This is a genomic window from Arthrobacter pullicola (assembly GCF_014836875.1).
GTDB classification, from domain to species: domain Bacteria; phylum Actinomycetota; class Actinomycetes; order Actinomycetales; family Micrococcaceae; genus Arthrobacter_B; species Arthrobacter_B pullicola.
Genome location: NZ_JACSQC010000003.1, coordinates 411,022 through 425,539, shown reverse-complemented (window position 1 = coordinate 425,539; position 14,518 = coordinate 411,022). Strand labels below are relative to the sequence as shown.

General features: G+C 64.8%; 11 protein-coding genes. 6 read left to right on the top strand and 5 right to left on the bottom strand.

The genetic code is table 11. The features are described 5' to 3' along the window. Positions 1–50: 50 nt before the first annotated feature. Positions 51–1,712: an ABC1 kinase family protein gene (locus H9638_RS08160; protein WP_191746696.1), complete on the top strand. Its 1,662-nt coding sequence runs from the start codon at positions 51–53 to the stop codon at positions 1,710–1,712. Between the two features lie 85 nt (positions 1,713–1,797). Here H9638_RS08160 and H9638_RS08155 read toward each other — a convergent pair whose 3' ends face one another. Next, a complete protein-coding gene (locus H9638_RS08155; RefSeq protein ID WP_191746695.1) occupies positions 1,798–3,108 on the bottom strand; it encodes an MFS transporter in 1,311 nt (436 codons plus the stop codon). Between the two features lie 180 nt (positions 3,109–3,288). On the opposite strand from H9638_RS08155, the gene H9638_RS08150 reads away from it, so the two are divergent. From H9638_RS08150 to H9638_RS08140, 3 genes are all read left to right on the top strand, one after another. Further along, positions 3,289–4,161, top strand: coding sequence for a shikimate dehydrogenase (locus tag H9638_RS08150; RefSeq protein ID WP_191746694.1), 873 nt, complete (start codon positions 3,289–3,291; stop codon positions 4,159–4,161). A gap of 23 nt (positions 4,162–4,184) precedes the next feature. Further along, positions 4,185–6,029: a bifunctional sugar phosphate isomerase/epimerase/4-hydroxyphenylpyruvate dioxygenase family protein gene (locus tag H9638_RS08145; protein ID WP_191746693.1), complete on the top strand. Its 1,845-nt coding sequence runs from the start codon at positions 4,185–4,187 to the stop codon at positions 6,027–6,029. Positions 6,030–6,100: 71 nt separating this feature from the next. After that, on the top strand, positions 6,101–6,910 hold the full coding sequence (locus H9638_RS08140) for an IclR family transcriptional regulator domain-containing protein (RefSeq protein WP_225217150.1): 810 nt from the start codon (positions 6,101–6,103) through the stop codon (positions 6,908–6,910). A 121-nt stretch (positions 6,911–7,031) separates the two neighbouring features. Here the strand turns inward: H9638_RS08140 and glsA are convergent, their stop codons facing one another. Genes glsA through H9638_RS08125 form a run of 3 tightly spaced genes read right to left on the bottom strand, consistent with a single transcriptional unit; the run spans position 7,032 to position 11,014 of the window. Further along, positions 7,032–7,985 carry a glutaminase A gene (gene glsA / locus H9638_RS08135; protein ID WP_191746692.1) on the bottom strand — a complete coding sequence of 318 codons (954 nt, stop codon included), beginning with the start codon at positions 7,983–7,985 and terminating at the stop codon, positions 7,032–7,034. Continuing rightward, complete coding sequence (gene gadC / locus H9638_RS08130; RefSeq protein WP_191746691.1) at positions 7,982–9,613, bottom strand: putative glutamine/gamma-aminobutyrate antiporter GadC; 1,632 nt, start codon at positions 9,611–9,613, stop codon at positions 7,982–7,984. The genes glsA and gadC overlap by 4 nt, the downstream gene beginning before the upstream one ends. 18 nt (positions 9,614–9,631) lie before the next feature. After that, positions 9,632–11,014, bottom strand: coding sequence for a glutamate decarboxylase (locus H9638_RS08125; RefSeq protein ID WP_191746690.1), 1,383 nt, complete (start codon positions 11,012–11,014; stop codon positions 9,632–9,634). Between the two features lie 341 nt (positions 11,015–11,355). On the opposite strand from H9638_RS08125, the gene H9638_RS08120 reads away from it, so the two are divergent. After that, a complete protein-coding gene (locus H9638_RS08120; RefSeq protein ID WP_191746689.1) occupies positions 11,356–11,766 on the top strand; it encodes an Hsp20/alpha crystallin family protein in 411 nt (136 codons plus the stop codon). A 73-nt stretch (positions 11,767–11,839) separates the two neighbouring features. Then, the gene (locus tag H9638_RS08115) at positions 11,840–13,864 is read left to right on the top strand and encodes an MFS transporter (RefSeq protein WP_191746688.1); all 2,025 of its coding nucleotides are present in this window, start codon (positions 11,840–11,842) and stop codon (positions 13,862–13,864) included. An 8-nt stretch (positions 13,865–13,872) separates the two neighbouring features. On the opposite strand, the gene H9638_RS08110 is transcribed toward H9638_RS08115, so the two are convergent. Further along, a complete protein-coding gene (locus H9638_RS08110; RefSeq protein ID WP_191746687.1) occupies positions 13,873–14,361 on the bottom strand; it encodes a PaaI family thioesterase in 489 nt (162 codons plus the stop codon). Positions 14,362–14,518 lie beyond the last annotated feature (157 nt).

The window sequence follows — 14,518 nt, the reverse complement described above, 5'->3', positions numbered from 1 at the left end:
TTCCCTGTAGGGCCGTGCATCCGCCGCGACGGCCCGAGGGGAAGAAGGAAATGAAGAGCAACTTTGACCGGTACCGGCAGATGGCCGAGATTCTCTACCGGAACGGACTGGGCTATCTGGTCTCTGTGTCCGGCCTGGAAGCCCGGCTGCCGTTTCGCAAACGGCCCGCCGGCGAGGCTGCGGGCCCCAAGACCGCAAGCCCGGAATACCTGCGCCGTGCTTTGGAAGAGCTGGGACCAACGTATGTGAAGCTGGGGCAGCTGCTCTCCACACGGTCGGACCTGCTTCCCCCGGCCTATATGGAGGAGCTGGCCAAACTTCAGGATCGGGCTGCTCCCGCGCCCTGGGAGGCCGTGCGCGAGGAACTCAGGCAGGAAATCGGTGACGATCCCCTCAACGTCTTCGCTTCCTTCGACACCACCCCCATTGCGAGCGCCTCGATTGGCCAGGCGTACGGTGCCCGGCTCAAGGACGGCACGGACGTGGTGGTGAAGGTCCGGCGTCCCGGCATCGTTCCCGACGTCGAAGCGGACCTCTCCATCCTGCAGTCCCTGGCGGCCCATGCCAGCAAACGCTGGGAGGCCGCGCGGGACTACGACGTCAAAGGCTTCATGGATGAATTCGCATCCACGCTCCGCCAGGAACTGGACTACGTGCAGGAAGGCCGCAACGCCGACCGCTTCGCGGTGAATTTCGCCGATGACGCCGCGGTCATCATCCCGCGGATCTACTGGCAGCACAGCACCCACAAGGTCCTGACCATGCAGCGCCTGCGCGGCATGAAAGTCACCGACACGGCGGCGCTGGACGCCGCGGGCGTGGACCGCAGGGCACTGGCAGCCACGGCTGCCGACGCGGAAATGAAAATGGTGTTCGAGTTTGGGCTCTTCCACGCCGATCCCCACCCCGGGAACATCTTCGTTCAGCCCAATTCCCAGATCGGTCTCATCGACTTTGGCATGGTGGGGGAGCTGGACGACAAACTGCGCGGACAGCTGGCCGCCCTGTTCATCGCCGTCATCCGCAAGGACCCGGAACGGATGGCATCGGCACTCGTCCGCATGACGGTTGCCCAGACCCGTCCGGACAGGGTGAAGCTGCGGATGGACCTTGCCGGACTCATCCGGCTTTATTCAGGCCGCACGCTGCGGGACGCCCCGGTCGGCAGGATTATCAGCGAGGGGCTTGGGATCATCCGCAACCACCACCTCCAGCTGCCCCGCGAGGTGGCCCTGCTGCTGCGGATGCTGATCATGACCGAGGGCATGGGCGAAGTGCTGGACCCGGACTTCAGCATGGGCCAAACGCTGGCCCCGTACGCCAAGCGGATGACCATGGAACAGCTTAATCCGGTCAACTACGCGAAGCGGCTGGGCAAAGCCGGGGGAGAGCTGCTGGAACTGGGCACGGAGCTGCCCGGCCAAGTGCAGCGGCTGATCAATACCCTGGACTTCGAAGGGATGGAGGTCCACCTGCGCGCCGGTGACCTGGTTCCGGTGGTGGAGCGGTTGGAGCGGGTGGGAAACCGGATGGTGGCAGCGATCTTCGCCGCGGCCTTTATCCGGGGAGTTGGTGAACTGACGCTCGGTGACGCCGATCGGTGGCGCAGCTGGCAGGCGCCGCTGATGGGCGCCGGCCTGGCCTCAACGGGGGTACTGGGCGGCTACCTCGCGTGGTCTGCCCGCAGGCAGCGGCGGCGGGACGCCTTGTAGGCGCACCGCCCCGAAAGGTTCTTTAAACGAACCAGCCGGCAGCCACAAATGGAACTGCCGGCTGGCTCGCCTGACGGACGGGTGCTCAGCGCAGGCCGAGGTCCGCGGTCGGAATTTTGGACGTCTCTTTGGCGGTGAGCGCGGAGATAACTGCTGTCAGGCAGATGGCCGCGGTGAACCAGCTGATGACTTTCCAGCCACCGGGCTCCAGCCCTCCGAGGGCCGCGACGATCGACGGGGCGAAGCCGGCCATGAGGAAGCCGAGCTGCGTGCCGATGGCCAGCCCGGAGAAGCGGACGCGCGCACTGAACATTTCGGCATAGAAGGACGGCCAGACGGCATTGGCCGCCGCGTAGCCGCAGCCGAAGACCACCACGGACAGGGTGAACTGCAGCAGCGCGTTCCCGGATTCCATCGACAGCAGATAGAACGGCATCACCACGGCACTGGCGACTGCGCCATAGATGAAGACGGGCTTGCGGCCGAACCGGTCCGCCGCCATGCCGAAGAACGGCTGGGTGAACAGTGCGGCGATGTTGCCGGCAACCACCAGCCAGAGCGTGATGGTGGCATCAACGTTGCCCACCTCTGTGCCGTACTTGATCGCAAGCGTGCCGTATACCGTGGAAACGGCGGCAATGAAGGCGCAGCAGATAACCCGCAGCACGTCCCGCCAGTGGTGCTTCATCAGATCACTCACCGGCAGCTTGGCGATCTGGTTGTTCGCCTTGGCTTCCTGGAATGTCGGCGTCTCATGCAGTGAACGGCGGATAAAGAAGGTCACCAGGACCACAACGGCGGACAGCCAGAACGGGATGCGCCAGCCGATGCCGTACTTAATCTCATCGGGCAGGGCGACAACGGGGATAAACACCATGGCGGCGAGGATCTGGCCGCCCTGGGTTCCGGTCAGGGTCCAGGAGGTAAAGAACGCGCGGCGCCCGTCCGGGGCGTGTTCCAGGGTCATGGAACTGGCGCCGGCCTGCTCCCCGGCGGCGGAAAGGCCCTGTGCGAGGCGGCAGAGCACGAGGAGGGTGGGAGCCCACCAGCCTATGGTGCTGAACGTCGGGAGGCAGCCAATGAGGAAGGTGGAACCGCCCATCAGCACCAACGTGAACATCAGGATCTTCTGCCTGCCCACGCGGTCGCCGAAGTGGCCCAGGACGACGGCGCCGACCGGCCGGGCAATGTAGGCGAAGCCGAAGGTTGCCAGCGACATGATGCTGGCCTGAGCATCTGCGTCGGGAAAGAAAACGTGCGGAAAAATCAGTGACGCGGCCGTGCCGAAGATGAAGAAGTCGTAGTACTCAACCGCGCTGCCCATGAAGCTTGCCGCAGCAGCCTTCTTCGGGGTCTTGGCGGTGACTGCAGCGGCGTTGGGGGGCGCAGTGCTCATGGGGCCTCCAGTGATATGTGCGGTAATCGCACAGTGGTACTTCATGCGAACACCACAATGTAACCCGCGCCATAGTCAGATGCAATTGAAAGTGTGCGCTTTACGCACAGTTGTGCATTTTGTGAACAGCCCGGTACCGTAGGCCTAGCCCGCTCCGGGCCTGGAGAAAGGGAGAACCGCTTGAGTACCACCACCGAGTCCTGGCTAGTCGGACTGATCGGCGACGGGATTACCGGGTCGCTGACGCCGCCCATGCACGAGCGGGAGGCTCAGGAGAGGGGCATGCTCTATCTCTACCGACCGGTGGACCTGACGGTGAACGGCCGGTCACCAGCCGACGTCGGGGACCTGCTCCGCTACGGCCGTGACCTTGGCTTCAACGCCTTCAACGTCACCCACCCGTGCAAGCAGCTGGTCCTGGAGCACCTCGACGAGGTATCAGGCGACGCCGACCGGCTGGGAGCCGTGAACACCGTCCTGATCCGCGACGGCCTCTTCATTGGACACAACACCGACCACTCCGGGTTCGGCTCTGCCCTCGCCGAAGGACTGCCGGGTGCCTCCCTGGATCGAGTGGTCCAGCTCGGTGCCGGAGGTGCCGGAGCCGCTGTTGCTTACGCCCTGCTGAAAGCCGGCGCTTCCTCCCTGACCCTGGTGGACCTGGATTCCGCCCGGGCTGCAGAGCGCGCCGCGGCCCTGGCAGCCCTGTTCCCGGAAAGCAGTGTCACGGCCGGAACGCCGGCGGACCTGCCGAAAGTCCTGGCCGAAGCCGACGGATTCGTCCAGGCCACCCCCATCGGCATGCACTCGCACCCCGGCCTGCCGGTGGATCCCGCCCTGATCTCTCCGCAGACGTGGGTAGCCGATGTCATCTACCGCCCCGTCCGCACCGCACTGGCCGCAGCTGCGGAGGCGAAGGGCTGCCGTGTCCTTGACGGCGGCCACATGGCTGTCGGACAGGCCGTCGACGCCTTCGAGCTCATCACAGGGGTCCGTCCGGATGCCGCCCGCATGCGGGCCCACTTCCTCGAAATGATCAACAGCGGACTCTGAGTCCGCCTCCGAAGGGAACGGTAATGCGCACCTCCATCGCCACGGTCTGCCTGAGCGGCACGCTCGAGGACAAACTTCGCGCCTGCGCGGCAGCCGGCTTTGACGGTGTGGAGATCTTCGAGCAGGACCTGGTGGTCAGCCCGTCCAGTCCCGAAGAAATCCGGGCCCTGGCGTCCAGCCTCGGCCTGACCCTGGACCTCTACCAGCCGTTCCGGGACTTTGAAGGAGTCTCCGAAGACCTGCTGGAGCAGAACCTGCGGCGGGCGGAAGCCAAGTTCCGCCTGATGCAGCGGATGGGTATCGACACGATGCTGGTCTGCAGCAACGTGTCCACGGCAACCATTGATGACGACGCCGTTGCGGCGTCCCAGCTGCGGAGCATGGGGACCCTGGCCGCCCGGTACGGAATCCGGCTGGCCTATGAAGCGCTGGCCTGGGGCCGGTACGTCAGCGACTTCGAGCATGCCTGGCGGATCGTGGAACTGGCGGACCACCCCAACGTGGGGACCTGCCTGGACAGCTTCCACATCCTGTCCCGGCGCTGGGATCCGGCAGCGATCGAGAAGATTCCCGCGGAGAAAATCTTCTTCGTCCAGCTTGCCGACGCGCCCGAACTGTCCATGGACGTGCTGTCCTGGAGCCGCCACTACCGGGTCTTCCCCGGCGAAGGCGCCTTCGACCTGGTGACCTTCATGGGCCACCTGGTCCGCAGCGGCTACAACGGCCCGGTTTCGCTGGAAATCTTCAACGACGTGTTCCGGCAGGCGGCGGAGGAACGCACTGCCGTGGACGCCATGCGTTCCCTCATCCGGCTGGCGGAACGCACCTCCATGCACCTCGCCGAAGAGGGAAACGGCAAGGGCCGGATGGAACTGGCCACCCTTCCGGGCGTCGGAGAACCCCTGGGCTTCAGCTTCGCCGAGGTCAAGGCCGGCGACCCGGTCCAGATCCGCAGCCTGCTTCATCAGCTGGGTTTCACCTGCCAGGGCAGCCACCGCACCAAGGCCGTGGAACTGTGGACCCAGAACGGGGTCCGCATGATCATCAACGGCCAGCAGGCAACGGGACTCGAGCCGGGAATATCAGCGATTGGGCTGGATGTTCCGGATGCTCCCGCCGCCGCCTCACGGGCCCTGCAGCTGAAAGCAACACCGGTGTCACGCCGCAGCCAGGCCAACGAAGAAGTCCTGCAGGTGGTTGCCGCACCCGACGGGACCGAAATCATTCTCTGCCAGGCCACCGACGGTGAACCCGCCTGGAGCGCCGAGTTCGGCACCGGAAGCCCGCTGCCGGCACCGGGACCGGTGACGGCGATAGACCATGTCAACCTCTCCCAGCCCTGGCAGCACTTTGACGAGGCTGTCCTTTTCTACGAATCCACCCTGGGCCTGTCCACCCGCCCCAGCGTGGAAGTGCCCAGCCCCATGGGACTGGTCCGCAGCCAGGTGATGCGCAGCAGCGACGGTGCAGTACGGATCGCCCTGAACATCGCGCCCCCGGTCTTCGACGACGCCGGCGATGGATCCGGCTACCCCCAGCACGTCGCCTTCGCCTGCAGCGACCTGGTCAGCGTTGCCCGCACCGCCGTCGCGCGCGGCCTGGAGTTCCTCCCGGTACCGGGGAACTACTACGAGGACCTGGATGCCAGGTTTGGCCTCGACCCGGAATTCCTCGCCACACTGCGGGAGCTCAACCTGCTCTACGACCGGGACGGCGACGGCGAGTTCCTGCACTTTTATACCTCCACCGTGGGCAGCGTCTTCTTCGAAGTGCTGGAACGGCGTCCCTTCTACGAGGGGTACGGCGCGCCAAATGCTCCGGTCCGGCTCGCTTCACAATTCCACACAAGCAGCGCTGCCCGTTCCTGACCAGCGGTTATATCGGCTCATCACCACCGGAGCCTGCCCGGGGTCGGCTAGGATCGCCTTCGGGGCCACATATGCTGCCCCGGCTGGACAACGAGGCAGGGGACGGACAGATGGACGTGGACAGCAACGGGTGGTACGTCAAATCGGTTGAAAAGACCTTTGCCGTCCTGGCTGCCTTCACCGTGGAAGCCCCGGCCAAAACCGTGAGTGAAGTGGCCACAGCGGCGGACCTGAGCCGCGCGGCGGCCCGCCGGTTCCTGCTGACCCTTGCCGAACTCGGCTACCTGTCCTCGGACGGCGTCCGATTCCAGCTGGCACCCCGGTCCCTGAACATCGGATCAGCCTTCCTCTCCAACCTCACGCTCCCTGCCATCGCGGAACCCCATCTGAAGTCGCTGTCGTCTGACCTGCAGGAGACGGCGTCCGTCTGCATCCTCGACGGCGAGCACGTGGTGTACGTCGCTCGTGTCACGGCGCCCCGGCTGGTCAGCGTCGCCGTGCACGTCGGTACCCGCTTTCCCGCCTGGGCCACGTCGATGGGGCGGGTGCTGCTGTCCCACCTCGACCCGGCGGACATGGAATCCCGGCTGGACCGTTCGGAGATCCGGCGGTACACGGCGAACACGGTTGCGGACCGCCGCGCGCTCACCGAAGAACTCGCCGGAGTACGCGCCCGCGGCTGGGCCGTGGTGCGGGAGGAGTACGAGGAAGGACTCAGCGGCGTGGCTGTGCCGATCCGCCGCGGAAACCAGGTGGTGGCAGCGGCTAACGTCTCGCTTCACCAGCACCGCCGCGCGTCGCTGGATGACGTTGTCCTTCCCCGCCTGGTCCAGGCGGCGGAAGCGATAGCCGCGGACTACGGAATCCGCCCACTTAGCTGATCCTCCGGTCCGGCCGTCAGCCCTGGCCAGCGCTCCCCGGACAGCGAACTGCGGCGGGGGCCGTTCGCTCCTCCCCGCCGCAGTCCGGTCTGATGCCGCCGCCTGTCCGAAAGGGTTACAGCTAGGTGGCGTAGTCCTGGGCGTTGTAGAGGTTAAGGTTCAAGGCCTCGGCGATCTGCGCGACAGCCTTGAGTCCCCTCACACTGTTGCCCGCGGGATCCAGGGGCGGGGAGAAAGCCGCGATGGCCAGGATCCCGGGCATGATCGCGAGAACTCCGCCGCCTACCCCTGATTTGCCGGGCAGACCGACCCGGTAGGCCCAGTCCCCGGACGCGGTATAGAGCCCCTCCATGGTCATTTCAGCAAGCATGGGCGGTACCAGGGACTGGTCGGAGATGACCTGTTCCCGGGTCACCGGATTGGTTCCGCGGGCCGCGATCGTGGCACCCATGGTGGCCAGGTCCACGGTCGTCACCAGCGTTGAGCACTGCCGGGTGTAGACGTCGCACGCCTCCATCGGGTCCGAATACATCGTCCCGCCGGAGTAGAGCAGCCAGGCAATGGCGCGGTTGTGGAAGTTCGTGGACTGCTCGGAGTCATTGACAGCGTCGCTGAGCTGGATCCTGCGTCCGGCGAAGGCGCCCTGCGCAGCCAGGATCCGGTCCCAGCGCTGATCCGGGCCCTCGGCCTTGATCAGGGAAACCGTCGACATCGCACCGGCGTTGACCAGGGGCGATACGGGTGTGTCACCGTGCAGGACAACACTGATCACAGAGTTGAACGGTTCTCCGGTCGGATCCGCCCCGACCTTGTCATGGAATTCCTCCAGGCCGACGTCGCCCATCGCCACCGCCATGGAAAAGACCTTGGAAATTGACTCAAGGGCAAACTCGAACCGGGCGTCGCCGGCCTCAAAGACCCCGCCGTCAGCAGTCACCACACTGACCCCGAACAGAGCCGGATCGACCGATGCCAGATAAGGAATGTAGCTGGCGTTTTTTCCGCCGGTGTCACCGGCGGAATCCCGGTGGGCGGCGCTCACCGCTGCCTGGATGGCAGCACCATCGATATTCATGCCTGTGTACTCCCGCCTGCCGTACCGGCATCAGGTTTCTGCCCCGCGGACTCTCCGCCGGGATCCCCGGGCGTCTGTTCTTCCCACTGGCGGGTCAGGTCTGCTGTGGCCACTGAGGAGTCGTTGACGATGCCCGGGTGCTTGTTCTCCAGCTGCCAGGTGAACGGCACGAACACGGTGTCCGGATCCCGCCAGTGCGGCTTGCGCAGCGCGTAGATCACGAACGGAACGGTGACCAGGACTGCCGCACCACCCACCAGGATGCCGACGTAGGTCAGCGGCGAACCCACAGATATCTGGTCCGGCGGGATGAAGCTGAAGGCGAAGGCCATCAGCGAGCCCAGGAAACCGACGCCCCCGAAGATCCACATCCCGGCAGCGCCTCCGGGCACACGGTAGGGCCGCGGCCGGTGGGGCTGGCTGTAGCGGAGGTACATCGCGGCAGCGAACATCAGCAGGTACATGATTAGGTAAAGGATCACCGTGAGCTGGCTGAGGATCTGGTAGGCCGCCTGCACCGAGGGCAGCACCACGTAGACGATGCCCAGGGCCGTGACCAGCATGGCCTGGAACAGCAGAATGTGGGTGCCCATCCCATGCTTGTTCGTGTACTGCCAGTATCTTGGCAGGTATCCGGCCTTGGCGACTGCCAGCAGGCCGCTGGAGGGCCCGGCAACCCAGGTCACGACGCCGGCGAGCACCCCGATGAGGAGCATGCCGGCGACGATCGGTCCGGCCCAGCCCAGCCCGGCCCATTCGAACATGTCGTTGTAGGAGGTCAGCAGGCTCTGGGTGAGGTTGATGTCCGCCTGGGGGACAACGAAGGCGATCGCCAGCGTGCCCAAAACGAATATCACCACCGTTCCGGCAGCGGCGATCAGGACGGCCAGCGGGTAGTTGCGGTTTGAGTTCTTGACGTCCTTGACATGGATGGCGTTCATTTCCATGCCGGCGTAAAAAAGGAAGATGCTGGCGGCCAGCACCACGTTGGCGAAGTTGGAGAAGTCCGGAATGAGCTCGCCCCAGCCAAGTTCGATCTGGGGAGTGTTTCCGGCGAAGAAGTAGGTGAAGCCCAGAACAATAAGAATGGCGGCCGGAATCAGGGTGCCGATGATCCCGCCCCACTGGGCCACCTTGGAGAAAGCCGCCGCTCCGCGGAAGGCTATGAACGTGGCCAGCCAGTAAACGATCAGCACCACTGCCAGAACGAAAGCCTTGTTTCCGGACAGCTGCGCGTCAAGGCTTTGGTCCGTACCGGTGTACGCCAGGGAAACGGCCCCGAAGGTCAGGACGGTGGGAAACCAGAAAGTCACCTCGATAAAGAGCATAAACATGGCCAGGAACGCCCACCGCGGCCCGAAGGCCTCGCCTACCCAGCGGAAAACGCCGCCGGTTTCCGGCCATCCGGTGGCCAGTTCAGCGGCAACAATCGAGACCGGAATAAGGAAGACAATGGCCGCGAAGACGTAATAGAAAATTGAACTCAGGCCGTATTCGGCTTCAGCCGGCAGCCCGCGGAGACTCACCACGGCAACAATGTTCATCACCGCGAGAGCTCCGACGGTGATGGTGGCTGTCTGTGCTGCCCGGCCCTTCTTATTAGGCGTGGATGCAGTGGAATCGCTCATCCCACTCACCTCCTCGGGTTAGTGGTGGAATCCGGGATGCTTCCGCTCCGCGGGCATGGGGGCGCTCAGATTGTTCAGGTAGGAAGTCTCCTCGCGGATGTCATCCAGCAGCCTGCCTGCCAAATCCATACTCAGGCCATTGCGCACGACGATCCGCTCCACCGTCAGGTCCTGGAGATTGGCGGGCAGGGGATAGGCCGGCACCAGCCAGCCCTTGGTCCGCAGCCGGTCCGCCAGGTTGTACAGTGTCCAGCGGTCCGTGTGGCCCTCCTTGAGGCGCCAGGCGAACACGGGGATATCAGACCCGTCGTTCCAGAGTTCAAACGGGCCGATTTCGCTGATCCCGCGGGACAGGAAGAGCGCAACGTCCTGGCTGGCCTGCTGCACCTTTTTGTAGCCGTCGAAGCCAAGGCGGAGGAACAGGTAGAACTGCAGGACCACCTGGGCACCCGGACGCGAGAAGTTCAGTGCGAACGTGGGCATGTCGCCGCCGAGATAACTTACGTAGAAAATCAGGTCTTCCGGCAGCCACTGCCGTTCACGCCAGACGACCCAGCCCAGGCCCGGATAGACGAGGCCGTATTTGTGGCCGGACGTGGAGATCGAGTGGACCCGTTCGAGTTTGAAATCCCATTCCAGCTCCGGCTGGATAAACGGCGCGATCATCCCGCCGGAGGCCGCATCCACATGGATCGGTATATCCAGGCCGGTGGACGCCTGGATTTCGTCGAGTTTCGCCGCAACCGCCTTCACGGGCTCATACATGCCGGTATAGGTCACACCCATAATCGCTACGACGCCGATGGTGTTTTCGTCGACGTAGTTCTCGAGCTCGAAACCGTCAAGGCACTTGTGCTCCTCGCTGATCGGCACCAGGCGGGGTTCGATGTCGAAATAGTTGCAGAACTTCTCCCAGCAGACCTGGACGGCGGAACTCATCACGAGGTTGGGCTTTTCAGTGGATTTCCCCTCACTGCGCCGCCTGTGCTGCCAGAGCCGCTTGAAGGCCAGGCCGCCCAGCATGCAGGCCTCGGAGGATCCGATGGTGGAAGTACCGATCGTTCCGGTGGGATCAGGAGAGTTCCACAGGCCGGCAAGCATTTTCCAGCAGTACTGCTCAATGGCAGCCGTCTGCGGATACTCGTCCTTGTCGATCATGTTCTTGTCATAGGTCTCGGCGTAGAGCCGGTCCGCGTGGCTGTCCATCCAGGTGCTGACGAAGGTGGCCAGATTCAGCCGGGCATTGCCGTCGAGCATCGTCTCGTCGTGGACAATCTGGTACGCGGTTTCTGGTGCCATTTCCCCTTGGGGAATCTGGGTTTTGGAGACCGCCGTGGCTTCACCGGGGCGGGAGAAAACCGGATTGACGCTAAGGAAGTCCTGCGGATCATTCTGCGGCATGACATCGACCTCTCGAATGGGAGTGTCCCGACTGCATGGGCCGTGGTGAGCGGCTGTTTCGAGTCCCCACAGGGTGCGCGCGCTTCCTGACTATACGCGCAGCCCATCAGCCATTACTAGGTATCTGCCCGGTAACCCGCCCGTAAATCCGGCGGCTGTGTGTCCATGCATGGTCCAGGCTGAGAGGTTCGACGGCGGGCCGCCGATTAGGTGCCGGGACCGTTGAGCGAGCCGCCGGCTCCCGGTAGGCTGACCGCACTATCCACCCCGCGGCAGCCAGGGTATCCGGTTCGTCCATGACCCGGTTCCACTGCTAAACGCGGGCCACCGGAGGAGACCCCATGGCTGGACTGACCCGACGCGACCGTTTTGAACTGCCTGAGCCCATGCGCCGGCTCTTCGAGGGGGACTGGGACGTTCCTGCCTTCCGGGTGGAGGAGTACCGGGACGGTCCAACCATGGTGGTCCGCGCCGAGCTGCCCAGCATTGATCCGGAAAAGGACCTCGATGTGAGCGTTACCGAGGGAACACTCCGGATCCGGGGTGAACGCCGGGAAAGCGAGGAACAGAAGGCCCGGAACGGTTACCGGTCCGAATTCAAGTACGGCTCCTTTACCCGGGACATCCAGCTGCCGCCCGGAGCCAACCCGGACGGTGTATCGGCGTCCTACCACGACGGCGTCCTGGAAGTCAGGGTCCCGGTAGCCGAAGACGGCGGATCAGGACGCAAGATCACGGTTAACCGGGCATAGATCCCAGCGGGGCCCGGTACCCGCTTCTGCAGGCGGCCCCGTCCGCCGTGAACCCGCGCCGTGTGGAGGTCCTGTGCCACAAGACACCTTGCAGGACGAACAGGTCTCCGGGCAGGGGCCCAGGCAACCGGGTGCGCCGTTCTGGCTGATCACCGCGATCCTGGGCTGCGGCGGGATCGTCGTTTCCCTGGAAAAAACCGCGGTGGTGCCCCTCCTCCCCGAATACCCCCGCATCTTTGGCGTCAGCAGCGACGATGTGTCCTGGCTGGTGACCGTTACCCTGCTCAGCGCTGCAGTGGCCACGCCGGTGGTGTCCCGGCTCGCGGACATGTTCGGCAAGAAACGGATGCTTCTGGTGGCCCTGACCATGATGGTGGCGGGCGGATTCACTGCCGCGGTTGGGGGCACCTTCACCGCCGCCCTGGTTGGCCGGACCCTGCAGGGTTTTGCCGGTGCGGTCATTCCGATTGGAATCAGTATCCTGCGGGACACCCTTCCGCAGCGCCGGGTTGCCGGCGCCGTGTCGCTGATGAGCGCGAGTTTCGGAATCGGCAGCGCCCTGGGACTGCCGATGGCCGGTTTTATCTACCAGAATCTGGGCTGGCAGGCAACGTTCTGGGTGGTGGCGCTGATTGCCCTGATCCTCACCGCTGCCGTCTACTTCTACGTGCCTGAATCCACAGTCCGCACCAAGGGCAGGTTCGACTACTTCGGAGCGGTCCTGTTATCCGGTGCCATGACGGCACTGCTGCTGGCGATCTCCAAGGGCGGGCTATGGGGCTGGACCAGTGACATCGTGCTGGGACTGTTCGCGGCATGTGCGGTGCTGCTGGCCGCCTGGTTCCCCCATGAGCTGCGCAGCGGGCAGCCCCTGATCGATTTGCGGACCTCGGCACGGCGGCCGGTCCTCCTGGTCAACATAGCGTCCGTGCTGGTCGGATTTTCCATGTACGCGAACATGCTCGTCACCACCCAGCAGCTGCAGCTCTCCCGGGTCACGGGGTTCGGATTCGGGCTCAGCGTCCTGGTGGCCGGGCTGGCCATGATTCCGGCCGGCCTGGCGATGGTGGCCATTTCACCGGTGTCTGCGCGGCTAACCAACAGCTTTGGTGCCAAGGTGACCATGGTCGCGGGGTGTACGGTCATGGCGGCTGGTTACCTGCTGCGGGTTGTCTTGGTGGAAACCATTTCCGGCATCATCGTTGGAGCCGTCATTATCTCGGTCGGCACTGCGATGGCGATGGCCGCCATGCCGACCATCGTGATGAGCAACTCGCCCAGGACGGACACCGCCGCCGCCAACGGACTAAACACCCTGCTCCGTTCCGTTGGAACCTCCACCTGCAGTGCTGCCGTGGCCGTGATTCTGGCGTCCATCACCGTGGACATCGGCGGACGGGTCTTTCCCGATCTGGAAGCTTTCCGGCTGATCTTCATCCTTGCCGGCCTCACTGCAGCCGCGGGTGCCGCCGTGTCCGTGCTGATTCCCAAATCACGGCACCGGGAAGCCACCCACCCGGACCTTCACTCCGCAGCCCAGGGCACGGGTCCTGCTCCGGCCGGGAAGCACGAAATCCTGCTCAGCGGTGTGCTGCGGCCCGCCGGCGGCCGGGCGCCGCTGGACCAGGGAACCGTCACGGTGACGGACAGCGGGGGCTCACCGGTGGACTGGGACCGCAGCGATGAGCACGGAACCTATGCGGTGGTCCTGCCGGGGCCGGGACGGTACATTTTCATCGCGGGGCACGCCCGCTGGCGTCCCGTTGCCGAGGTTCTGGAGTTCCCCGGGACAGCGGTTCCGCATGACATCCAGTTTCACGAGCGGCTGCTGCTGGAGGGGAGGATCCGGCACGGCAGCCGGCCGGTTCAAAATGCCCTGGTCCTGCTGGTCAGGGGAGCCGGGGACCCTCCGGCAGCCGTCCGTTCCGGCCGGGACGGCAGCTTCGAGCTGCCGCTGCCGGGCGCCGGCAGGTACGTGCTTACAGTTGTGGAACCCAGCGGCCAGACCCATACCCGGCGCGTAGTCCTGCCCTGCGCCGACCGGGTGGTCGACGTCGAGCTGGGCAGCCCGCTGAAGCGCACGGGACTGCAGATCTAAAGCTCCAGCTACCGGACCTCGCGGATCAGATTGGTGATGCGGGCGGTGGAGAGCCGCCGGCCCTCGCTGTCTGTCATCACCACCTCGTGGGTGGTGAGGGTTCCGCCCAGATGGATGCCCGTTGCCGTGCCGGTCACCAGGCCGGAGGACACCGACCGGTGATGGGTTGCACTGATTTCAATGCCGACGGCGTACTTCCCGGGCCCGGCATGGATGGATGCGGCGAAAGAACCCAGGGTCTCTGCGAGCACCGCGTGGGCACCGCCATGGAGGATCCCGGCGACCTGCTCGTTGCCCTCAACCGGCATGGTTGCCACCATGCGGGCCGGGGACATTTCCAGGAACCGGATTCCCATCCGGACAACGAGGGCACCCACCCCGGATTTCCCGAGCCACGGGTGGAGCTCTGCGGGCACACCTGCTTCAATCAGTTCCTGCAGGCGGGGGTATTCGCCCCCGGCGGGGCCAGGCTGGCCCGGCGTGAAAATGTCGCTCATGCCCACTAGGCTTGCATCTGTGAGTGAAACTGCCAAACTGGCCGCTGCCCCCGTCTCTGATCCCGTTCCCAACCCCGAAGAGTCCCTGACCGGCCTCCTGGAAACTGAGGAAGATGCCGTGCAGGGGGATGCTGCGGCAGATGCTCCTGTGGGGAGC

Excerpts from the sequence above, each read along its gene's own strand:
- H9638_RS08120 (WP_191746689.1), top strand. The coding sequence starts at position 11,356 with ATGGCTGGACTGACCCGACGCGACCGTTTTGAACTGCCTGAGCCCATG.
- H9638_RS08110 (WP_191746687.1), bottom strand. The coding sequence starts at position 14,361 with ATGAGCGACATTTTCACGCCGGGCCAGCCTGGCCCCGCCGGGGGCGAA.
- glsA (WP_191746692.1), bottom strand. The coding sequence starts at position 7,985 with ATGAATATCGATGGTGCTGCCATCCAGGCAGCGGTGAGCGCCGCCCAC.
- H9638_RS08145 (WP_191746693.1), top strand. The coding sequence starts at position 4,185 with ATGCGCACCTCCATCGCCACGGTCTGCCTGAGCGGCACGCTCGAGGAC.
- H9638_RS08155 (WP_191746695.1), bottom strand. The coding sequence starts at position 3,108 with ATGAGCACTGCGCCCCCCAACGCCGCTGCAGTCACCGCCAAGACCCCG.
- H9638_RS08160 (WP_191746696.1), top strand. The coding sequence starts at position 51 with ATGAAGAGCAACTTTGACCGGTACCGGCAGATGGCCGAGATTCTCTAC.
- H9638_RS08125 (WP_191746690.1), bottom strand. The coding sequence starts at position 11,014 with ATGCCGCAGAATGATCCGCAGGACTTCCTTAGCGTCAATCCGGTTTTC.
- gadC (WP_191746691.1), bottom strand. The coding sequence starts at position 9,613 with ATGAGCGATTCCACTGCATCCACGCCTAATAAGAAGGGCCGGGCAGCA.
- H9638_RS08140 (WP_225217150.1), top strand. The coding sequence starts at position 6,101 with ATGCTGCCCCGGCTGGACAACGAGGCAGGGGACGGACAGATGGACGTG.